Source organism: Pseudoalteromonas luteoviolacea CPMOR-1, from assembly GCF_001625685.1.
GTDB lineage: Bacteria > Pseudomonadota > Gammaproteobacteria > Enterobacterales > Alteromonadaceae > Pseudoalteromonas > Pseudoalteromonas luteoviolacea_K.
This window is the reverse complement of sequence record NZ_AUYC01000039.1, coordinates 40,847-63,399: the sequence shown is the minus strand read 5'-3', so window position 1 is coordinate 63,399 and position 22,553 is coordinate 40,847. Positions and strand designations below refer to the sequence as shown.

Annotated in this window: 18 protein-coding genes; 4 read left to right on the top strand and 14 right to left on the bottom strand. The window is 44.1% G+C overall.

What is annotated here, in order from left to right:
- Window positions 1–11: 11 nt before the first annotated feature.
- The 4 genes from N473_RS17535 to N473_RS17520 form a co-directional block, all read right to left on the bottom strand.
- Window positions 12–332, bottom strand: a complete 321-nt coding sequence (locus tag N473_RS17535; protein ID WP_039611741.1) for a YdbL family protein — start codon at window positions 330–332, stop codon at window positions 12–14.
- A gap of 11 nt (window positions 333–343) precedes the next feature.
- Window positions 344–523 carry a YnbE family lipoprotein gene (locus N473_RS17530; RefSeq protein WP_063369052.1) on the bottom strand — a complete coding sequence of 60 codons (180 nt, stop codon included), beginning with the start codon at window positions 521–523 and terminating at the stop codon, window positions 344–346.
- A 15-nt stretch (window positions 524–538) separates the two neighbouring features.
- Window positions 539–3,091 (bottom strand): intermembrane phospholipid transport protein YdbH family protein, encoded by a 2,553-nt coding sequence (locus N473_RS17525; protein ID WP_063369051.1) that lies wholly within the window; start codon window positions 3,089–3,091, stop codon window positions 539–541.
- 220 nt (window positions 3,092–3,311) lie between these two features.
- A complete protein-coding gene (locus N473_RS17520; protein WP_063369050.1) occupies window positions 3,312–4,646 on the bottom strand; it encodes a hypothetical protein in 1,335 nt (444 codons plus the stop codon).
- A gap of 559 nt (window positions 4,647–5,205) precedes the next feature.
- On the opposite strand from N473_RS17520, the gene N473_RS17515 reads away from it, so the two are divergent.
- Complete coding sequence (locus N473_RS17515) at window positions 5,206–6,012, top strand: DUF5694 domain-containing protein (protein ID WP_063369049.1); 807 nt, start codon at window positions 5,206–5,208, stop codon at window positions 6,010–6,012.
- Window positions 6,013–6,245: 233 nt separating this feature from the next.
- Here N473_RS17515 and purL read toward each other — a convergent pair whose 3' ends face one another.
- The gene (purL, locus tag N473_RS17510) at window positions 6,246–10,130 is read right to left on the bottom strand and encodes a phosphoribosylformylglycinamidine synthase (RefSeq protein ID WP_063369048.1); all 3,885 of its coding nucleotides are present in this window, start codon (window positions 10,128–10,130) and stop codon (window positions 6,246–6,248) included.
- 245 nt (window positions 10,131–10,375) lie between these two features.
- Here purL and mltF point away from each other — a divergent pair, with 245 nt between their 5' ends.
- The gene (gene mltF, locus N473_RS17505) at window positions 10,376–11,758 is read left to right on the top strand and encodes a membrane-bound lytic murein transglycosylase MltF (protein WP_063369047.1); all 1,383 of its coding nucleotides are present in this window, start codon (window positions 10,376–10,378) and stop codon (window positions 11,756–11,758) included.
- A 91-nt stretch (window positions 11,759–11,849) separates the two neighbouring features.
- Complete coding sequence (locus N473_RS26540; protein ID WP_023399498.1) at window positions 11,850–12,014, top strand: hypothetical protein; 165 nt, start codon at window positions 11,850–11,852, stop codon at window positions 12,012–12,014.
- Here N473_RS26540 and tadA read toward each other — a convergent pair.
- Window positions 12,005–12,523 carry a tRNA adenosine(34) deaminase TadA gene (gene tadA / locus N473_RS17500; protein WP_063369046.1) on the bottom strand — a complete coding sequence of 173 codons (519 nt, stop codon included), beginning with the start codon at window positions 12,521–12,523 and terminating at the stop codon, window positions 12,005–12,007. The genes N473_RS26540 and tadA overlap by 10 nt on opposite strands.
- 172 nt (window positions 12,524–12,695) lie before the next feature.
- On the opposite strand from tadA, the gene N473_RS17495 reads away from it, so the two are divergent.
- Entirely contained in the window at window positions 12,696–14,000 is a 1,305-nt protein-coding gene (locus N473_RS17495; protein WP_063369045.1) for an inosine/guanosine kinase, read from the top strand.
- 40 nt (window positions 14,001–14,040) lie between these two features.
- On the opposite strand, the gene glsB is transcribed toward N473_RS17495, so the two are convergent.
- The 8 genes from glsB to N473_RS17455 all read right to left on the bottom strand — a co-directional run bounded on the left by glsB (window position 14,041) and on the right by N473_RS17455 (window position 22,500).
- Window positions 14,041–14,958: a glutaminase B gene (glsB, locus tag N473_RS17490; RefSeq protein WP_063369044.1), complete on the bottom strand. Its 918-nt coding sequence runs from the start codon at window positions 14,956–14,958 to the stop codon at window positions 14,041–14,043.
- 114 nt (window positions 14,959–15,072) lie between these two features.
- Window positions 15,073–15,636, bottom strand: a complete 564-nt coding sequence (locus N473_RS17485; RefSeq protein ID WP_039611749.1) for a phosphoribosyltransferase — start codon at window positions 15,634–15,636, stop codon at window positions 15,073–15,075.
- A 222-nt stretch (window positions 15,637–15,858) separates the two neighbouring features.
- A complete protein-coding gene (gene parC / locus N473_RS17480; protein ID WP_063369043.1) occupies window positions 15,859–18,147 on the bottom strand; it encodes a DNA topoisomerase IV subunit A in 2,289 nt (762 codons plus the stop codon).
- A gap of 18 nt (window positions 18,148–18,165) precedes the next feature.
- A complete protein-coding gene (parE, locus tag N473_RS17475; RefSeq protein ID WP_063360748.1) occupies window positions 18,166–20,055 on the bottom strand; it encodes a DNA topoisomerase IV subunit B in 1,890 nt (629 codons plus the stop codon).
- Window positions 20,056–20,088: 33 nt separating this feature from the next.
- Window positions 20,089–20,646 (bottom strand): YqiA/YcfP family alpha/beta fold hydrolase, encoded by a 558-nt coding sequence (locus N473_RS17470; RefSeq protein WP_063369042.1) that lies wholly within the window; start codon window positions 20,644–20,646, stop codon window positions 20,089–20,091.
- On the bottom strand, window positions 20,631–21,395 hold the full coding sequence (locus N473_RS17465; RefSeq protein ID WP_063369041.1) for a metallophosphoesterase family protein: 765 nt from the start codon (window positions 21,393–21,395) through the stop codon (window positions 20,631–20,633). Before N473_RS17465 ends, N473_RS17470 begins: the two co-directional genes overlap by 16 nt.
- The gene (locus tag N473_RS17460) at window positions 21,382–21,819 is read right to left on the bottom strand and encodes a DUF1249 domain-containing protein (protein WP_063369122.1); all 438 of its coding nucleotides are present in this window, start codon (window positions 21,817–21,819) and stop codon (window positions 21,382–21,384) included. The genes N473_RS17465 and N473_RS17460 overlap by 14 nt, the downstream gene beginning before the upstream one ends.
- A gap of 60 nt (window positions 21,820–21,879) precedes the next feature.
- Complete coding sequence (locus tag N473_RS17455) at window positions 21,880–22,500, bottom strand: NUDIX domain-containing protein (protein WP_063369040.1); 621 nt, start codon at window positions 22,498–22,500, stop codon at window positions 21,880–21,882.
- Window positions 22,501–22,553: the final 53 nt, after the last annotated feature.

The following is a 22,553-nucleotide window of genomic DNA, read 5'->3' as shown; positions in this document are numbered from 1 at the left end:
GCAAACTGACACTACTTTTTTACCCACTTACCATTCACTTGAATAAAGTGCCCAGAAGAAGTCTTTTTATACGTTTTCTCCGCAGCCAGTTTTTCTACCTGTGACAAACTAATCCCGTTTTTCTTCGCTAATTGCTGATACTTCGCCTTGCGCTTTTTATTGATATCCGCAACAAGCTTCTTCACGTCGCTTGATCCTTTAATTACCCCTAAATAACCCGCTGCATTTTCGCCCACCATCCCCTGTGATTTTGCTTCATTCAATGACAAGGCCATCACAGAAAAGCTCATACATGCAGCTGCGATTGTGGTCAATATAATTTTTGCTCTCATGTTTTCACTCCTTAGAATAATTCGCTTTCATCACTAAACAAGTCGTCTAGCTCTTTGTCTACTTTCACACGAATTTCGTGATCAACCTTTACATTTAAATTGATGGTAATTGGTTCTTTTGTCTCAACCTGCACTTTATGCGTACAAGCTGATGTAACTAAAACCAGCACCAAAGTTAGCATCCATTTCATGCCTTATTGCTCCTGTTAGTTTAATGCTTTCTCAACTTCTTTAGTGATTTCATCGCTCAAGCGCAACGCCCTAAATAGCTGAAAAATATTTTCTTTGTGTGTGTAATTAAAGTTAATTGGTTGCCCTTGTTGCTCATTGACTCCGGTTATTTGCACGCCTAAGTCTAGCCAACCGTCGGACGACATATTCACGTCACTCGACAGCTTCTCGATATTCAATCTCTCCAACATACCAAAAGCAGTTTCCAAGCTCGGTTGCTGTGCTTTCAACGCCTCGACTGACTGGTTATTTTTAATACTCAGTAAACCCACATCAATGTTATTGAGCTTACCATCATGGATCTCTAGTTTTCCATCAATTATCGTCACAGGTAATTGCCCATAAACACGTCCACTCAGCTCAACGCCTGCATTTTTTGCCGCATTGGCAATCACTGCGAGATCCCAGTTGTCAGCCTCGACTAAAAAGCGTTGATCATCTGTTGAGAGACTTACCTGCTCAGCACTGAGCTGGCCATCAAATATATACGCACTGATGTTACTCAACATCGGCTTGCCATCATAAGATGATAAGATTGCTTGAACATTTTCAATGACAGCGCCAGAGCGGATCTCTTGAATACCTATCAGCGACTCTTCTATCGTGATTTGATCAGCTTGCATTCTCCCTGTAATGGGCATATTTATCCCACTCAAATAATGGGAGTCATACAAAATACCGCCTTCTTCCAAGGTCATATCAAAGAAATAGGCACGTGCTGTCATATCCCCTTTCAACTTGGCTGAAACAGTCCCTTCACTAAGTTGTAGCTTAGGGTCAAGTTGTTGAATTATTGACTGTAAAGTTAAGAAACTTTGCTCCGGTATGGTCACATCCAGCTCGTTTAGCTGTGGCCCTATTTTCTGCTTCGCTAACACCTCTAATTCATCAAGATGAAAAACATGCTCTAACGTTAACTGTTCAGAGAAACGCCCCGCTGAGGTCAAAACACCATGCCTAAAAGATAACTGAGGTGTGGCCACTAACCCAAGGTGCGTCTCCCCATCAAATTGCACAGCCAATTCAGTCTCGTTAAGATCGCTATTAAATACCATGGCATGAGCAATGTCTTTACCTCGTAGCTGTGCCCGCTTGAACGACCCCACTTCAATATCAAACGATCCAGTCAATTTTTGCTGCGCATTTAGCGTGAGTTTACTCTCAATTAAAACGTGTTTGCCCGATACATCTTCAAGTCGATAGCGCTCTGCACTCATGTCTGTTTTCAGTAGTTCCACTTCAAACGCTTGGTTCAACGCTGTTTCCAAATGGCCCATGTCCACAGTGAAGCGCGCATCTACATTCAGCTCAGTGTTATCAAAACCCGCTTGCGCTTTTGTCAGCTTACCAATCGATGTGTGTGCTGTGAAATGAACCTTGATAATTTCTCCAAGTTTGCCTGACAGCGAAAAGTCTCCCTGGCTAACCAAATCTTGTACCGTTACAGCATCCTCAGAGCCCAGCGCTGCGCTACTGATTAGCCAATCTCCCTGAGTTGATAGGCGACTGTCCTCGACTTGCAGCTTTGACTGAAGCGCCAACCAACCCAGCTCATGTTGATGGCTCACTTTCAAATTGGAAGAGAGAGTGTGTTGGGTCATGCTAAACAATACGTTATTGAATTCTATAGAGGACTTATCATTGTGGTCACTCAAGCGAAGCTCGGAAATTTCAAGCTGACTCATGGTTGCTGAAAATGGTTTAGGCACGGACAGCTGCCAACTCGTGCTCAGCACATCTGCTGGGAGAGAATGTTGGAGACGAACCATCCCTTTGCAAGCTTTACCATTGAGGCGCATATCTAACATCGATAAATCAATATTGGCACCAAGTGTATTTACATTAACGCGGCTAGACACGTCTCCGCTGAGGTGCGCCTCAACCGGACAATCTACGACGCTGTTATCTACAATATGCGCTGTCAAGTTGGCTGCTAGGTCGGCTTGTATACCATCGAATGTGACCGACAATTGTCCCGACAGATGCTGGATTTGCGCTGGAAAATACGGTGTAAAACCTGCACTTGATAAATTAGTATTCACTGTGATGTTATCTGATGCTACGGTGACTTGCGCGAGTATATCGCCCTTGATGTTAAACGTATTGAACGCTGTTTCATTAATTGAGATATTCAATGGCTGATGCAAATGCGCTGATTCTATAAGTGCATTGTTTACCAACAACAGTGGTCGAGCGTTCAACAAAGGCAGTGAAAGCTTTTTCAAAGGCTTAGATGACTGCGCTGACGCATCTAAGATTTGCTCAACCTTCAGCGACTGGACCGCGATCAAGTTAGGTGTTAGAGAGATATTCTCACCAACCACATTGGCTTGTTCATGCCTAAAACACACCTTGCTAATGTGTATTTCAGTGAAGCCTGCGACAGACCACTCTAAACAATTTAGCTGACCTTGATCTTGTGTTAGATACAGGTTGGCAACCGCAAGACTTAAAGGCGATCGAAAAATAAAAGCCGTGATCAGTAATAAGCCGCAGCTTATCCCAACGTATACTAAAAAACGTCGCATTCGTTCCTAAACTATTTTCCATCAGAAAGATTAGTTTAAGCCATCATGCACACAATGTAATGTAGAAGAGCGTAAGAAGTTGTAAAATTAGCAAAAGTTATAGAGATACCGCTAACTCTGTATATATTTTGATTTTTAAACAGGTAGTTACCTCACTCATATAAGATTTTAAGTAACCGTCAAAGAGCAAAAAAGGCCACCTTAGTGACCTTTTGTCGTATTAGTCAAACTCGACCAACGCCCTCGTATAAATAAAGTTGTCAAATTCGGCCCGATGTCGAGACTCTCCCTTTGCGATAACATCTAACAACCTCGCATATGTCTCAGTGTCAGTTTCGTTACCTAGGTACCCGTATAAATATGCGCCTAACTCCTCCAACTTTGTGTCTTCTTCCGGTATTTTGAACACATCTCCAAAAGACAACTGTGGGATGGTCCCTTTAATTCCGCCATTTATCTGCCAGTCATAGCGTGTCTCAGCATTATCACTGACCAAGTAGCTATATTTAAATTCAACGCGGGTCAAATCCTCATTTATTGTACTAAAGTCATACGTCGCGTTTTCTCGACCAGACACGCCCAATATCTCGTCATTCAAACTTCCTGATAACAGGGGTATTTCATTCTCGCCGAACTCATGTTCTGTGTTTACTTTGCTTCTAGCTGATGTCCATACCTTGAATCGAGCCACGTCTGTCGTGGTTTGCTTGAACTCTATTTGGTGGTAGTAACTGTGCTCCACTGCATCAGGGAAAACATATAACGGCATAGTTTCATCGGTTGTTTGCCTTTGATTAAATACTAATGCAGATGCGTCTGAGGCAGTACCAAAAGTGCCTATTACTTGGGCTGTATGACTTATCTGTTTATCCACTGTCACGCCATGATGAATAAAGTCCGCATCAGAAATTTTGACCGTTTGCGGGCTATCTGGCAATGAAATAACCGCCGCTTTAGCATCGTTATGTTCACGTGAAATCGCCGCTAAATATAACGTTTCACTGCCATCACACACAGCTATGTTACCATTGGATGGTAAGGTACTATTAGAAAGAAGGAAGTACCCATTTTGCGTTAATGTTAAATCCGAATCATCCACTTTATACATCTCACAGCTGCACTGCTTAGATGTTCTAAAATAATAAGTTCCCAAGTTCTCTCTATGTTCAATATCAAGTTCTGTGCGGATATACTTGTATTCACCGTCAACACTGTCACTCACTTCACCAATCACAGAAAGGTGCTTTGTGCCGACAGGAAGCTCTCCGGAGAAATTACCATTGAAGTCTGTTTGAGCTGAGCCTAACGATGCCCCGCTCTCATCGTGAAATACAATATCAACTTGCATAGGTTGATAACGCCAACATTCTTCAGACTCAGCTCTTAGAGTAATTGTTTGTGCTTCAGTCTTGTTAACTTGTGCAGTGCCCTCTGTATTGGTTTGTTGGGTTTGATTTGTTGCCTGAACAGTATTACTCCCACCTGAAGACCCGCCACAGGCAGCCAGTGCAAGTGTCATTGACGCAGCTAAAGTGGTGTATAAAAGTCTCGTCATTACTTCTTCCTTTTTTATTATGAATCTTAGCTGTTAAAAAGCATGGTCAATTTACACTGAACTAAACGAACGATAAACTCGGATTTGTATCTTATGATTATGTTTATCGGCCGCTAGATAAGGTTGACCTCGTTTGCTCCCGAACATGTACTTCGATGCGTTTTTATTATGCTTTTGCTTATCTAACAGATATAACGACAGAAGCCACAAAAAGGGGTGATTTTTTTGTCAGAAATAACCATGATATCTTTTATAATTGATCATTGATTCAATCTTACCAAAAAGGTCACTGCCAACTCAGATACACGGTCATCGTAAACCTTAGGTGGCTGTATCAATAACAGCGTACCATCAATGCAAACGCCGTTTACGAACGCAACATTTACAACTCCTTCTCTGCAAACCTGATATTTTTTCAACAATCAAACCGTATGAATGCGTATAAGAATCAATTATATTATGTCGATCTGTACCTAATTTAACTATTAATTCACGCTGATCGCTATGTTTTGAAGCCGCCTTACTCATCTGTTTTAGGCGTATCATTGGAGATATAAAAATGAAAAAAATCACTCTGTGTATCATTGCCCTGTTACAATCATTTTCAATCACGGCTAAAGAGCCAACACAACCAGATCCTGCGCAGCTCATGCTCATGGGTGTATTTCACTTTGCAAACCCGCAAGCTGATACCGTAAAAACCAAACAAATTAATGTCATGACACCCGAAAACCAAAGCTATTTAGAGGCACTCGCTAAGCGGATCAGTGACTTTAAACCAACGGTGGTGCTACTGGAATATAATAAAAAGTATCAAAAGCAAACTCAGCAAGAATATACGCAATACTTACAAGGGCAATTTACTTTAAAAAGTAATGAAATCTACCAACTGGGATTTAGAGTAGCCAAACATGCAGGTCTGAGCCATGTGCATTTATATGACGAGCAAGAAATCCACTGGCAATCTAAACCTTTGTTTGAGTACATGGCGCAACATGACGCCAACACGCAAAAGCGTTTTGGAGCATTTATTGCTCAACTCACCCAAGAAATGGAACACAACCAAATGACAAAGTCATTAAAAGAGCTGCTACTTATCAGTAATAGTACTGAGTGGGACAACCTCAATAAGTCTTTATACTTTAAAACCAACCATGTGGGTGCAGGAAAAGGATTCGAGGGCGCAGATGCCGCCGCCAGTTGGTGGCACAGAAACTTCCGCATGTATGCCAATATTCAACAATATGCCCAACCGGGCGAACGCGTGTTAGTGATTGGCGGTCAAGGGCACACATCAATATTTAAAGACTTTTTAAAGTTAGACACAGCACGTCAAGCAGTAGATGTAACTGAGTATCTAAAATAACAATATATTATGGTGAGACTCAAGTTTCAGAATAGAAAAGGTCACTCTAAAGTGGCCTTATTCAAACAAGCTAAATAATTAGACAATATTCATACGTGTGTTACGAAACATGCGCATCCATGGGCTATCTTCTTTCCACTCTTGTCGTGGGTATCGCTGCCAAGAGTTCGCTTTCTTCAAACAATAAAAAAGGTCACCGAAGTGACCTTTTTTTCATACTACAGAGTTCTCAATTAACCCACGTTCTTACGTGCGTTGCGGAACATACGCATCCATGGGCTATCTTCTTTCCACTCATCTGGGTGCCAAGAGTTAGCCACTGCACGGAATACACGCTCTGGGTGTGGCATCATCACTGTTGCGCGACCGTCAAGCGATGTAATACCAGTAATACCTTCTGGTGAACCATTCGGGTTATTCGGGTATTGCGTAGTCGGCTGACCAAAGTTATCAACATACTGAACTGCGACTGTGCCTGACTCAAGTGCTGCTTTCACTGCTGCGTCGTTTGCAAACTCAGCGTGACCTTCACCGTGAGATACTGCGATTGGCATGCGAGAACCAGCCATACCTTGGAAGAATACTGACGGGCTTTCTTGTACTTCAACAAGGCTGAAACGTGCTTCAAAACGCTCCGACTTGTTAGTTACAAAACGTGGCCAGTGCTCAGTACCAGGGATAAGCTCTTTCAGAGTTGATAACATCTGACAGCCGTTACACACACCTAAGCTGAACGTGTCTTGACGCTCAAAGAAGGTTTGGAACTGGTCGCGTGCCATGTCATTGAATAGAATTGACTTAGCCCAACCTTCACCAGCACCAAGTACGTCACCGTAAGAGAAACCACCACATGCTACAAGGCCTTTGAACTCTTCTAGCGTTAGGCGACCTTCAAGGATGTCACTCATGTGTACGTCGACTGCTGCAAAGCCTGCACGGTTAAATGCCGCTGCCATTTCAACGTGTGAGTTAACACCTTGCTCACGAAGAATTGCCATCTTAGGCTTCGCACCGGTTGCAATGTAAGGTGCAGCAACGTCTTCATTTAGGTCGAAGTTCAATTTGACGTTAAGACCAGGATCTTTTTCGTCAAATTTTGCATCAAATTCTTGCTTAGCACACTCTGGGTTATCACGAAGTGCCTGCATCTTATAGGTCGTTTCAGCCCAGATAGTACGAAGTTCAGTGCGTGTATTGGCAAGCACAGCTTCGCCGCCACGGTTGAAGATAACTTTGCCTTCCGTGTTTAGTGCACCGATAGTGTGGCTGATTGCAGTAAGGCCGTTATCAGCTAACACCGCCTCAACTGCTGCAAGATCAGAGTTGCGAACCTGAATGACGGCACCTAGCTCTTCGTTGTAAAGCGCTTCGATGTCAGAGCCTGTTAGGCTATCCAAGTTTACTGTCACACCTGTGCGACCTGCGAATGCCATTTCAGCGACAGTTGTGAATAAACCACCATCTGAACGGTCGTGGTAAGCAAGTAGCTTGTCGTCTGCTACAAGTGCTTGCATCGCGTTGTAGAAGCCTTTTAATAGCTCTGGGCTATCAACGTCAGGCGTCTTGTCACCAAGTTGCTTGTAAACCTGTGCAAGGCTTGATGCACCCATACGGTTTTGACCGGCACCTAAATCAACTAGGATGAGGCTTGAATCACCTTTGTCAGTGCGAAGCTGAGGCGTGACTGTTTTACGAATGTCTTCTACACGGCCAAATGCAGTGATTACTAGAGAAAGTGGTGCTGTAACCGCCTTGTCTTCACCATCGTCTTGCCATGTTGTCTTCATCGACATTGAGTCTTTACCAACTGGGATAGTTAGACCAAGTGCTGGACATAACTCTTCACCTACCGCTTTAACTGCTTCGTAAAGGCCTGCGTCTTCACCTGGGTGACCTGCTGCTGCCATCCAGTTTGCAGATAATTTGATGTTCTCAAGACCACCAATGTTTGCGCCTGCAATGTTCGTTAACGCTTCTGCCACTGCTAAACGTGCAGATGCACCGTAGTTTAGAAGTGCCGCAGGTGTACGCTCACCCATTGACATAGCTTCACCGTGGTAAGTATCAAACGCAGCTGCTGTTACTGCACAGTTTGCCACTGGTACCTGCCAAGGGCCAACCATTTGGTCACGTGCCACTAGACCTGTTACCGTACGGTCACCAATGGTGATAAGGAATGTTTTCTCAGCGATAGTCGGTAGACGAAGTAAACGCTTAGCAGCTTCTTCTACGTCGATGCTATCTGTTTTAAGTGCTTCACCTTCAACTTGCTTTGACTCAACGTCACGGTGCATCTTAGGCGCTTTACCAAGTAGCACTTCAAGTGGAAGGTCGACTGGGTTGTTATCGAAGTGGCTATCCGCAACGGTTAAGTGGCGCTCTTCTGTCGCTTCACCAATCACCGCGTACTGTGCACGTTCACGCTTACAGATCTCTTCAAAGCGTGCGAAGTCTTCAGCTGCTACGGCAAGTACGTAACGCTCTTGTGATTCGTTACACCAGATCTCATGTGGTGCCATACCCGGCTCATCGTTCGGGATGTTACGTAGTTGGAATTTACCACCACGGCCACCATCGTCTACTAGCTCAGGGAATGCATTTGAAAGACCACCCGCGCCCACATCGTGGATGAATGCGATTGGGTTTTCATCACCTAGCTGCCAACATTTATCGATAACTTCCTGACAACGACGCTCCATCTCTGGGTTTTCACGCTGTACAGAAGCAAAGTCTAGGTCTTCGTTTGACTGACCCGATGCCATTGATGATGCAGCACCACCACCAAGACCAATGTTCATAGCAGGACCACCAAGGGCTACTAGCTTAGCGCCTACTGGGATTTCACCTTTTTGCACATGCTCAGTACGGATATTACCTAAACCACCAGCAAGCATAATTGGCTTGTGGTAACCACGTACCTCTTCACCGTTGTGGCTATTCACTTTTTCTTCGTAAGTACGGAAATAACCAAGTAGGTTAGGACGACCGAATTCGTTGTTAAACGCCGCGCCACCTAGAGGGCCATCGATCATAATGTCTAGTGCATTAACGATACGGCCAGGCTTGCCGAAGTTTGTTTCCCACGGCTGCTCAAAACCAGGAATACGAAGGTTAGATACAGTAAAGCCAACTAGACCTGCTTTTGGCTTAGAGCCGCGGCCTGTTGCACCTTCATCACGAATTTCACCACCAGAACCCGTCGATGCACCAGAGAATGGCGCAATCGCCGTTGGGTGGTTGTGCGTTTCAACCTTCATCAAGATTTCAATGTTCTCTTGATTGTAGCTGTACTCGCCTTCTTTATTTGGGAAGAAACGACCCGCTTTAGAGCCCTTCATTACCGCTGCGTTATCTTTATAAGCAGACAGTACATTTTCAGGGTGCGTCTCGTAAGTATTCTTGATCATTTTAAACAGCGACTTAGGCTGCTCTTGACCGTCGATTGTCCAATCGGCGTTGAAAATTTTGTGACGACAGTGCTCAGAGTTCGCTTGTGCAAACATGAATAGCTCGATGTCGTTCGGGTTACGACCTAGCTTTGTGAAGTTTTCTACTAGGTAGTCAATTTCATCATCCGCTAATGCAAAACCTTGCTCAACGTTGGCCGTTGCAAGTGCTTCACGGCCACCGCCAAGAATGTCAACAGATGACATTGGGCGCGGCTCTTCAACACGGAATAACTGTCCTGCATCTTCTAAATTGCTATGTACAGACTCTGTCATGCGGTCATGAAGTAATTTGGCCACATCCGCTAATTGCTCTGCGCTTAGTGCGCCCTCAACATAGTAAGCGATACCACGCTCAACACGGTGAACCTTATCTAGACCACAGTTGTTCGCGATGTCAGTTGCTTTTGAAGCCCATGGAGAAATAGTTCCAATGCGAGGCGTCACTAAAATAAGTGTTCCCTCAGGCTTGTGCTCGACGGCGGTAGGCCCATACTTTAATAACTTGCTTAGCTTGTCGAGTTCTGTCTCTGAAAGGTCAGCCGTTACATCAGCAAAATGCATAAATTCAGCATATACGCCTGTAACAGGTAACTCTGCATCCGCGCAGCTTTTAAGGATCTTTTGGACTTTAAAATCAGAAAGTGCAGGTGCACCACGTAGGATTAACATAGATATTTCATCCGGGGTTAAGGATTGAACGATATTTTGGGCCGCTATTATAGTCGAATTGACGCACAGATTTAACTCAAAATTGTCATTTATCGAAAAAAACCCGCTTCACAAATAGGTATATACTTGAGAGCATACGATTAAAAGTTTGATTTTGCTTTTAGTGCACACCCACATCGCGTGCAAACACACTGTATCTCAAAGAATTAACACATAACTTAATAAAGTTCATATATGGAAAAAGCATGGTACAAAACAAGCTAAAGGGTTTATTAAGCATTGTAATATTGTTTCTCTTGCTCGTTGGCTGTGACAAAGCGCCCCCAAATCAACTTCAACAGATCAAGAACAGAGGGACATTGAATGTTGGGATTTTGGTCGGCCCTGCGACCTATTATCAGGGCAACAACGAGGAAGAAGGCTTCGAATATGAATTGGCGGGGATGTTTGCCGATGAGCTCAACGTCCACCTTCACATCACTCCATTTTTCAACTTAGCAAAGCTCTTTGAGCAGTTAAAGCGAGGCGACATAGACATCATTGCCTCAGGGATAAGTTACCACCCAAAGCGCGCCGAACACTTTCGCTTTGGCCCTTTTTATCGAGACATCAGTCAAAAGTTAGTATACAAACAAGGGAAAAAGCGCCCTCGGCACTATGGTCAATTAACAGGGCCTGTTACCGTACTCGCCAATAGCCATCACTTACTTTCGTTACAAGCGGCAAAACAAGATTATCCTGAGCTACAATGGCAAACGACCCAAGCCTTAGATCAAGAAGAATTACTGCAAGGTATTTTATCAGGTGACATTGAATACACCATCGTTGACTCTCACTCACTGGCACTCTTTCGACGTTATCATCCCAACCTCAGCATTGCGTTTTCTGTCACTCAATCAGATCCTATCGCTTGGGTGATGAAAAAGCATAATGATGACTCACTCTATGCTTTACTGCTGCCATTTTTTGCCAAGATACAAAGCAACAATCAGCTTGCCGCTTTAGAAGAAAAGTATTTTGGTCATGTTGAGCAGTTCAATTACGTAAATACTGTGGCGTTTGTCGAAGCAAGCAAAGCTGTACTACCTAAATACGCGCCATGGTTTATCGAATATGCACAAGAACATAACGTAGACTGGCGACTACTGGCAGCGCTGAGTTATCAAGAGTCTATGTGGAACCCCAGAGCAAAATCCCCCACCGGCGTTCGTGGCATTATGATGCTGACTCAAAGTACAGCCAAACGTGTTGGAGTTAAACACAGACTTAAACCGGAACAAAACATCCGTGGCGGCGCAAAATACCTTGCGAACTTAATTTCAAGGGTACCTGAGGGTGTATCTGATCCAGACAGAACTTGGTTGGCTTTAGCTGCGTATAACGTAGGTATGGGGCATGTCAGAGATGCATTAAAACTGACAAAACAACAAGGTGGCAATCCGAATAGTTGGGCGGATGTTAAAAAACGACTACCACTGCTGACTAAAAAACGCTACTATCGAAGTACAAGATATGGATATGCGCGTGGCGATGTTGCTGTACATTATGTCGATAATATACGCCGCTACTTCGACGCTCTGGTCTGGTTAGACGAAAATGGAGCGCTCCCTTTCAGTTCCGGTAATTAACGGCATCCTAGTCTCGTTGTCATAAGCCTGTCATATAAAACAGGTATCTCTGTCACGCGTAAAGTTTTTCTCTCACAGTAAGGAGGTTCTGATGTTAAGAAGACGTCGAACTCATCAATTTAAGCGCAATACTCGTAACACGAACCCAAATCGCCGTCGTGTGATGCTCAAAAACATACATAAAAAAATTCTCCTGCGCCGCCGCATCTACTCTTTATTACAGCTTGCTGCAGATGCTAAAACGGCTCAATCTTGAGCCGCATTATTATCTTGCAATTTGCGCGCTTTTTTCGCAGCCTTATGTTCTTTTCTTCTACGTCTAAAAAAGTTCGATAACTTCTCACTGCATTCCTGAGCAAGTATACCGGAGCATACCTCTGGCTGATGATTTAATTGCGGTTCTTGCAATAGATTCATGACCGACCCTGCCGCGCCAGTTTTAGCGTCATGCGCACCAAAAACTACACGTTTAACCCGGCTATGTACCAACAGCCCTGCGCACATTGGGCACGGCTCCAATGTGACATATAAGGTGCAATCGACTAAACGATAATTTTGCACTTGCTTGCCCGCTTCACGGATAGCCATCATTTCTGCATGCGCAGATGGGTCGTGGCAACCAATTGAGCGATTCCAGCCCGCAGCAATCAATTCTCCATCTTGCACAATCACAGCACCAACGGGGATTTCATTCTCTGCCTCTGCTTTGTCAGCATATGCCAGCGCTTGTCGCATCCAATATTCGTCTAATTCTTGGTTATTCATACTAAAATTTACAGAGTAACTATGAAACCTAGTATACCAGCTTGCGCTGTAGAAACCCCTTGGTTACAGAATTATTGCTAAAATTACCAAATTACCATGGCTCACCAATATAAAATTAGGCTATAATTCGCCGCTTTTTTTATTTAATGAGCTCAAAACACACGGGTAAAACATGAAATTTCCGGGACACCGTAGGCATAAGCATTATTTTCCTGTGGAAGATAAGGACCCACTTATCAACCACTTAAATGCTGAAGATCGCTTGAAACGTAACTATATTTGCGGCATCGACCAAATCGTTGTCGACATCGAAGCGAAAGTCGACCAAGCTTTTTTGGATGAATTCCACCTGCAGCGTGGTATGTCACAAGTCATAGACAATGATGTCACCAATGCACTTTATGAGCGTTTAAAACGTGATGACATGATTGACTACGAATTTGCTGGCGGCACCATTGGCAACACCATGCACAACTATTCGGTACTGGCTGACGATCGCTCAGTGCTATTAGGTGTTATGAGTGAAAGTATTGAAATCGGCAGCTATGCATATAAGTTTTTATGTAATACATCAAGCCGCGTCGATCTAGACCACCTTCAGCCAGTTGCAGGTCCCATTGGCCGTTGCTTCACACTGATTGATGATAGCGGTGAACGTACCTTTGCTATCAGCGCAGGTTTAATGAACTACTTGCGCCCAGAGTCAATTAGCCAATCATTGATCGAAAACGCATCTGCCTTGGTGATCAGTGCGTATCTCATGCGTACCAAAGGCGATGAGACAATGACACAAGCAACCATGCAAGCGGTAGAATATGCTAACAAAGCAGGCGTACCAGTTGTACTCACTTTAGGTACCAAGTTCTTAATTGAACAAGATCCGCAGTGGTGGGCTGAATTTGTCGAAAAACACGTTGATATTCTCGCGATGAACGAGGAAGAAGGCGAAGCTATCACAGGCTTTGATGACCCACTGATGGCGGCAGATAAAGCACTTGACTGGGTTGATTTAGTGATCTGTACAGCAGGCCCTACAGGCTTATATATGGCAGGTTATGTGGAAGATAGCATGAAGCGTGAAACCGAATACCCGCTATTGCCAGGTGCTATTCCTGAATTTAACCGCTATGAATTCTCGCGCGCAATGCGCAAGTCTCACTGTGATAATCCTATTCGTGTATATAGCCATACAGCACCATACATGGGTGGTCCAGACACCATTAAAAACACCAATGGTGCAGGGGACTGTGCACTCGCTGCGGTATTGCATGATTTGTCAGCTAACGTTTACCATCGTTTGAACGTGCCAAATTCTGCTAAGCACGAGCAAGCTGCAATTACCTATTCTTCACTTGCACAGATCAGCAAATATGCAAACCGCGCAAGCTTTGAGGTACTGGTACAGCATTCACCGCGATTATCTCGTGGTTTACCAGAAAGAGAAGACTCTTTAGAGCAATCTTACTGGGATCAATAAATTGATTTGCGCACATGTAGTGTGCGCAAACTGAGCTGCGTTAGAAAATAGCTGTTCCGAGCTCTTCAGCAAGAAACTCTAACGCGGCAATTCCTGCAACTGAATTCCCCACTTTATCAAGACCAGGTGACCAAACCGCTATCGTAAAACGACCCGGTACTACAGCAATAATAGCACCAGATACACCCGACTTTCCTGGCATACCAACTCGATAACCAAAATCTCCTGCCGCATCATACAAACCACTGGTAAATAGCAATGAGTTAAGTTGCTTGATCTGTTTGGCAGGCAAAATTTGCTGCTGTGTTTGCGTGCACACACCACCATTGGATAAATATGAAAAGCACTTCGCCAATTCCGCGGCGTTCAATTCAATCGCACAGAAGTTAAAATAAGACCAAAGCACTTCTTCAACTTCATTATTGAAGTTACCAAAGGACTTCATCAGGTAAGCCATCGCTGCATTACGATAACGGTGTTCATATTCTGACTGGGCAACCACTTTGTTGACACCCAGCTTAGGATTACCGGTTTGCATTCGGTAACTTTCTAACATGGTATGAATAGGCGCGCTTAAACGCGAGTAAAGCGCATCACACGTGACTATCGCGCCGGCATTGATAAAAGGGTTTCTTGGAATGCCATTTTCAAACTCTAACTGTGTTAATGAGTTAAATGCGGTGCCAGAAGGTTCCTTCCCTACTCTTTGCCATAAGTCATCACCATAGCGCTGTAGTGCTAATGTCAGAGTCATCACTTTCGAGACTGACTGCACAGTAAATTTAGCCTCACAGTTGCCCGCACTATATGTCTCACCATTTTGTGTTTGGATCGCAATAGCAAACTGACCTAACTTCTGCTCTGCAAGGGCTGGAATGTAATCAGCGACCTGACCATGGTGTAATAATGGCTGAACATGTCGCACTGTGCGCTCTAGAATAGATTGATAGTCTGTCATAGTAAAAATGCAAAAATCACAATGAGCGGAGTGTAACAAAAGCGCTATCACCCGGCCATAAAAAAGCCGTTGAAAACGGCGTTTTCAACGGCTTTTCATAAAATAAGTAATGACTTACTTCGCAAATAAATCTTTAATATTAGCAAGGTCTGACTTACCCTCGATTAACTCATCTGGCGTTAAGCCTGATAGCTCATGTGGGAATACTAGCCACTCATCAGACTCATGAATATAGTAGTCCGGCGTCATTGGTACTTTTTTGTTTGCTGGTTTGTAGTATGGGCAAGCAACGCGAATATCTTTAGGCAAGTTTAGGCGCATTAGCTCTTCTAGCTTTTCTTTTAACGCAAAAATACTGCGGCCAGAATCAAATACATCATCAACAATCAATAAAGAGTCACCCGCGTTAGCATTTTCTATGATGTAGTGCAGGCCGTGAACTTTGATCTCTTTCGACTGCTTGCCAATCCCATAGTACGAAGATGTACGTACTGCGATATGGTCAGTTTCTATACCTTTGTAATCATAGTACTCTTGCACAGCGATACCTATTGGCGCACCACCTCGCCAAATACCGATGATAAAATCCGGACGAAACCCATCTTCATACACTTGAGCCGCTAAACGAAATGAATCCTCTAGTAGCTGTTGCGCCGTGATATAGCACTTATCAGACATAAAAACCCCGTATTGTCAGTGCGAGTGGCACCTGATCATGTGTCACTCTGAACAAGAATAACTTATAACCGTGTATTCTAGCTGAGTCGGGTAGAAATTGCTTGCGGTACATCAGAGTTTTTACGACAAAATGACGGAAAAAAGACGTTGAAATGAAAAATAATAGAAAGATTATTAGCGGTGATTAAATCGTGAGCGGGCAAAGCCCGCTCACCACTGTATTTATTCTGGCGTATCTGCTTCTGAGTCGTCTTGTTCAATTAACTCAATTTCAAAGTTATCAACGCGTTGTAAACCTCGAGGCAATTTATTACCACGACGGCCGCGCTCACCAAAATAGTGCTCTAAGTCAGAGTTCTTGAGCGTTAATTTACGCTTACCTGCGTACAGGGTAACTGCACGCCCATCTGGTACTACAGCGAGCACTTTAACAAACTCTTCTCTTGCCTGTACCTTAGCACTTGGAATTGAGATAATTTTATTACCTTTACCTTTGGCAAGTTTCGGTAAGTCTCTGAGTGGGAATAGTAACATGCGCCCTTCATTAGAAATCGCCATACAACGATCAGTGGCAACATCATTCACCGAGATTGGCGCAATGAGCTCAGCACCTTTGGGAATGCTAACCAATGCTTTACCATTTTTGTTTTTACTGACTAAATCGTTAAACTCAGCAATAAAGCCATAACCTGCATCGGTTGCCATTAAATAAAGTTCTTGCTCCTCCCCCATCACGACATGTTCAAAGTTCACACCCGCAGCGAGGTTAAAGCGTCCAGTCATAGGCTCACCTTGGCTTCTTGCCGATGGCAAACTATGCGCATCGGTGGCGAACGCACGACCTGAACTATCAAGGAAGACTGCCGGTTGATTGCTCTTGCCTTTGGCTGATGCCTTATAGCTGTCCCCTGAACGATAATTTAAGCCTTCAGCATCAATGTCATGACCTTTAGCGAAACGCGCCCAGCCTTTTTCAGATAACACAACTGTGACAGCTTCAGATGGAATTAAGTCTTTTTCACTCAGTGCTTTAGCTTCTTGACGTTCAATCACAGGTGAGCGCCTTTCATCGCCATATAACTCTGCCGCTTCTTGAATTTCTTTTTTCATCAAAGTCGACATGCGACGCTCTGAGCCTAAAGTAAGTTCAAGCTTGTCACGCTCTTTGCTCAGCTCGTCTTGCTCACCGCGGATCTTCATCTCTTCCAGCTTCGCCAAGTGACGAAGTTTCAGATCCAAAATGGCTTCGGCTTGCGTTTCTGATAAACCAAAACGTTTTATGAGCTCTGCTTTTGGATCATCTTCATTTCTAATGATTTCAATCACTTCATCAATATTCAAAAAGGCGATCATCAAACCTTCTAGAATATGCAAACGCGCCAATACTTTATCTAAACGATATTGTAAACGTCTGCGTACCGTCTCGCGACGGAAGATCAACCACTCAGATAAAATCTGTTGTAGATCTTTAACCTGAGGGCGGCCATCTAGTCCGATCATGTTGAGATTTACACGGTAGTTTTTCTCAAGATCAGTGGTGGCAAACAAGTGCGCCATCAACGGCTCAGATTTCACCCGATTGGAACGAGGCACTACGACAATACGCGTCGGATTTTCATGGTCTGATTCATCACGTAAATCTGCCACCATAGGCAGCTTCTTCGCGGTCATTTGTGCCGCAATCTGCTCCAGTACTTTTGCACCCGATGTCTGATGAGGCAGCGCTGTTATAACAATTTCACCCTGCTCTTCATGGAACACCGCGCGCATCTTAATTGAGCCACGACCCGTTGTGTAGATTTTACGGATATCGTCTTTTGGTGTGATGATTTCAGCTTCAGTTGGATAGTCTGGCGCTTGGACAACTTCTAACAACTCTTCTAGCGTTGTTTTTGGCTTGTCTAACAACATACAGCAAGCAGAAGCCAATTCATTGACATTGTGAGGTGGAATATCCGTCGCCATACCAACGGCGATACCTGTAACCCCATTTAATAAAATGTGTGGCAGTCTTGCAGGTAATACTTGCGGCTCTTTCATCGTGCCGTCAAAGTTAGGTACCCAGTCCACTGTACCTTGACCAAGCTCTTTGAGTAATACCTCAGAAAACTTAGACAAGCGCGCTTCGGTATAACGCATTGCAGCAAATGATTTAGGATCGTCAGCAGCACCCCAGTTACCTTGACCATCGACCAAAGGATAACGATAAGAGAATGGCTGCGCCATTAATACCATGGCTTCGTAACAGGCACTGTCGCCATGTGGATGGTATTTACCCAATACATCACCGACGGTACGTGCTGACTTTTTATATTTTGCAGCCGCTGATAAGCCCAATTCACTCATCGCATACACGATACGACGCTGCACAGGCTTAAGGCCATCACCAATATGTGGCAATGCCCGGTCCATGATCACATACATGGAGTAATTTAAATAGGCGTCTTCAGTAAAACGCCCCATAGGTAATTGTTCTATGCCCTGTAAAGAGAGGGCTTGTGGATCAGTCATGATACACCTTACTTCTTGTTATACCTCGGCTTTATCGCCATGTTGCTCTAACCAAGCCTTTCTATCACCAGAGCGCTTTTTCGCCAGTAGCATATCCATCATTTCTAATGTTTGCTCTTGCTCATCCAATGTGAGCTGAACCAAGCGGCGAGTATTCGGGTCCATTGTCGTTTCACGCAATTGCATTGGGTTCATTTCACCCAAACCTTTAAAGCGTTGAACGTTCACTTTCCCGCGTTTCTTTTCGGCTTCAATACGATCTAAAATGCCCCGTTTTTCATCTTCATCTAGGGCATAAAATACTTCTTTGCCGACATCAATTCTAAATAGCGGCGGCATAGCAACGTACACGTGTCCCGCCTGCACTAAAGTTGGGAAGTGCTTAACAAATAGCGCGCACAACAGCGTTGCAATGTGCAATCCATCGGAGTCCGCATCGGCAAGAATACACACCTTGCCGTAACGCAGCGTCGATAGATCTGTTGAATCGGGGTCGATACCAAGCGCGACAGAAATATCATGCACTTCTTGCGAGGCAAGAATTTGACCGGAGTCCACTTCCCACGTGTTTAAAATTTTACCACGCAGTGGCATAATGGCTTGAAACTCTCTATCACGTGCTTGTTTAGCTGATCCGCCCGCAGAGTCACCCTCTACTAAAAATATTTCTGAACGCTCTGTTTCACTGCCCGAACAATCGGTGAGCTTACCTGGCAGTGCCGGTCCACTGGTGACTTTTTTACGTACCACCTTCTTCGCTGCACGTAATCGTTTTTGCGCATTACTGATACACAACTCAGCCAACAGTTCCGCTGTTTCTGTGTGCTCATTGAGCCATAAACTAAATGCGTCTTTCACTATTCCTGACACAAACGTTGCGCATGAGCGCGACGACAGTTTTTCTTTAGTTTGACCAGCAAATTGGGGGTCTTGCATTTTAACAGATAAAACGTAACTACATTTATCCCAAACATCATCTGGCGTGAGCTTTACGCCTCTTGGCAACAAATTACGGAACTCACAGAACTCTCGCATTGCTTCCAGCAAACCTTGCCTTAAGCCATTCACATGCGTACCGCCCTGTGCAGTTGGAATAAGATTCACGTAACTTTCAGCAATGGACTCACCGCCTTCTGGCAACCAATGTAGCGCCCAATCAACCCCTTCTGTCGAGCCGCTGAAGCTACCTGTAAATGGAGACTTTGGCAGCACTTCTAAATCTTTGGCGCTGTCACTTAAATAGTCTTCCAAGCCAGACTCATAATGCCATTCTTGCGTCTCTTTCGTTTGCTTATTGATAAAACGGATACGTAAGCCCGGGCATAAAACAGCTTTGGCCTTAAGCAAGTGATTTAGCTTAGTTAAAGAGAAATTAGCAGAGTCGAAGTAGCTCGCATCTGGCCAAAATTGCACAGAAGTACCGGTGTTGCGTTTACCCACACTACCTGTGACCTCTAGATCTTGAACTTTGTCACCGTTTTCAAATGCGATTTCATATTGCTGAGCATCTCGCTTAACCGTCACTTCTACACGGGTAGAGAGTGCGTTCACAACGGAAATACCTACCCCGTGCAAACCACCGGAAAACTGATAGTTTTTATTTGAAAATTTACCACCCGCATGGAGCTTAGTCAGGATCAGTTCAACACCAGGAATGCCTTCTTCAGGGTGCACATCCACAGGCATGCCTCGGCCATCGTCAATCACTTGCAATGAGTTATCTTCATGCAGAATCACATCAATTTTGCTTGCATGCCCTGCCAGCGCTTCATCGACACTGTTATCAATAACTTCTTGGCCCAAATGATTGGGTCTCGTGGTGTCTGTGTACATCCCAGGGCGGCGTTTAACCGGCTCTAAGCCATTCAACACCTCAATGGCTTCTGCGTTATAATTTTGCTGACTCATAAATGCTACTGACTAATTTTAGTTCTAACTGTTTTATTTAATTTTAAGATAGTTGGCAATGCGACTAAAGTGCCTCTCAAAGCCAACGAAACTATGGTCACCACCAAACTCTATTATTGATGGGCAGTCTCGGTAATAGTTCACAGCATCTTGATAAGGTAATACTTCATCTGCTGTTTGCTGCAATAGTAAAAGATTACTTGGCATTGATGGCTTTGCAATATACATGCGTTGCAATGCACTCATATGCTCTATTGTAAGTTCATAATTCACTTCTTGATAGGGATTATACTGAGGACCTAGGTAATCCCATAGTAATTTGTCCGGTCGCACTGCCGGATTGACCACTACCGCGCGTAAATTAAACGTTTGTGATAAGTATGTGGCAAAAAAACCACCCAAAGAACTGCCAACCAGCGCGCACTTATCATCAATCATACTTTCCAACTGAAGCATTGCAACGCGCGGATCATAATGTAACCGAGGAACACAGTATTCACAACGGTCTTTAAAATATTCCCCCAGTTGCTGGGCCTTAAATGACTTTTCTGAACTATTGAAACCGTGAATATAGATTACTTTGTTAGCCATTTTACCTCTGTCTGCACCCCGCCTTCTGACCAGTTAATTATGCGATACCCTGCACCGAGGTTTTCTTGCTGCCAATCATTTGTAAATTTCTTAAACTGGATGGAGGTCGCGGGGGTGGCGTATACAGACAGTTCTCTAAATCTAAAGACGTACTCATTGTGCACATGGCCATGAAAGAGCGCGATAACATTTTGCGAGTCGACTAAACGATTGAGTAATTGTGGGCCATTCTCCAGCATGTGCTTATCCAAATAGCCTTGAATAGCAAGTGGGTTATGATGACAAAAAACCAGACTTGGCACGACACACTGACCTGTTACTTCTTCTAAGTGTGCTTCACTGACCCACCCGGCAGGGGTCGGCCCTTTACTATCCAGTAAGAGTACTTGACCTAATGCAAAGCTAATCTTTTTCGCTGATATAATTTGTCCCTGGCTTATTTCATTTAAATAGCCAATATCATCGTGATTACCTGGCAGCCAAAAAACGGGACATGTCAGTGCAGACTCGTCAATTAAACGAGCAAAAAGCTGATAAGAAGCAAAAGTATGATCCTGAGTAAGATCACCTCCAAAAATAACTGCATCTAGATTTTGTAACGCCAAATCTGCCAGCACACGCCTGAAATGCTCGGCCGTATTGACTGAAAAGTACTCCCCATTACACTGTTCAAACAGGTGTGTATCCGTAATGTGAGCAAGCTTTAACTGCGATTGGTTAAGTTCAACTATTGCATTAAACCATGCCATTGTTTACATCCCAATCTAGCGGTACACGACCATTCTCAACACAGGCAACTAACCAATCGCCTAAAAAAGCATTAAGTTGATACTTTTCATCTTTGTGGTGCATGCTTGGGTTAGGGTATCTATACGAAGGTTTAACGCGCTGATGATAATTATGCTGAACTACCTCAGCAACTTTAGCATCGTGATAGAGTCTCACCGATAACTGAAACTGACCGAGGTGGTTGCTCAAATTATGCTGCTGAGTGACTTTGATGTCCGTTGTGTACTTTTCTACCGCTTCAACGGCAATGAAAAAGTCCATAGAACCTATCTTGATCTGACGACACGCACCAATTACCTCTTCAGGCAACACCTTGAGTGCACGTAAATAGTTACGTTCACACAATGTAATGTACTTAGGCAAAGACTGTACATAACCGCTCATACGCGCTTTTTCATTATGCTTGTTTTGGTGGATCAAGTCAGACAAAACGACTCCCGTTTACTACTTAAATGACAGTTTTGATTTGTTTAGCGCTAACCATTGTAGACTAATCACCGTGGCAGCGTTATCTATTTCCTCAGTTTCCAATCTACTCATAGCATCTTCAAATGACAGTACATGTGTTTTAATGTCCTCTCCCTCCTCCGGCAAGCCAAAGGTCCCACCTTGATAGTCACGCAAATTTACCTGTGCAAGATACAAATATAGACGCTCGGTTGTCCCACCGGGACTCGACAGATAAGAACGCATGTAATGCAACTCCCCCAAATCCAGCCCCGCTTCTTCTTGCGCTTCTTTACGCACAACCGCTTCCAAATCCTTACTGCCTTCAGCCATGCCCGCAATACACTCTAATAACCAAGGCGTGTCTTTCGTCGCCAGTGCACCAATCCGGATCTGCTCAATTAACAGAACCTGATCGCTAACGGGATCATACGGCAATACTGCCACCGCATGGCCTCGTTCAAGTATTTCGCGACGGATCGGCTCACTTACCCCGCCTTCAAATAATGCATGTTCAAACACATATTCTTCAATTTTGAAAAAACCATCATACAATACCTGATTCGGTGATGCCTTTAACATCACATGCTCTCGGCTGTACTGGCTAATTTCTTTCATATTTCATCCTACATTCATCAAAAGGGGTTTAATCTAGGCTATTTTATCCCCAT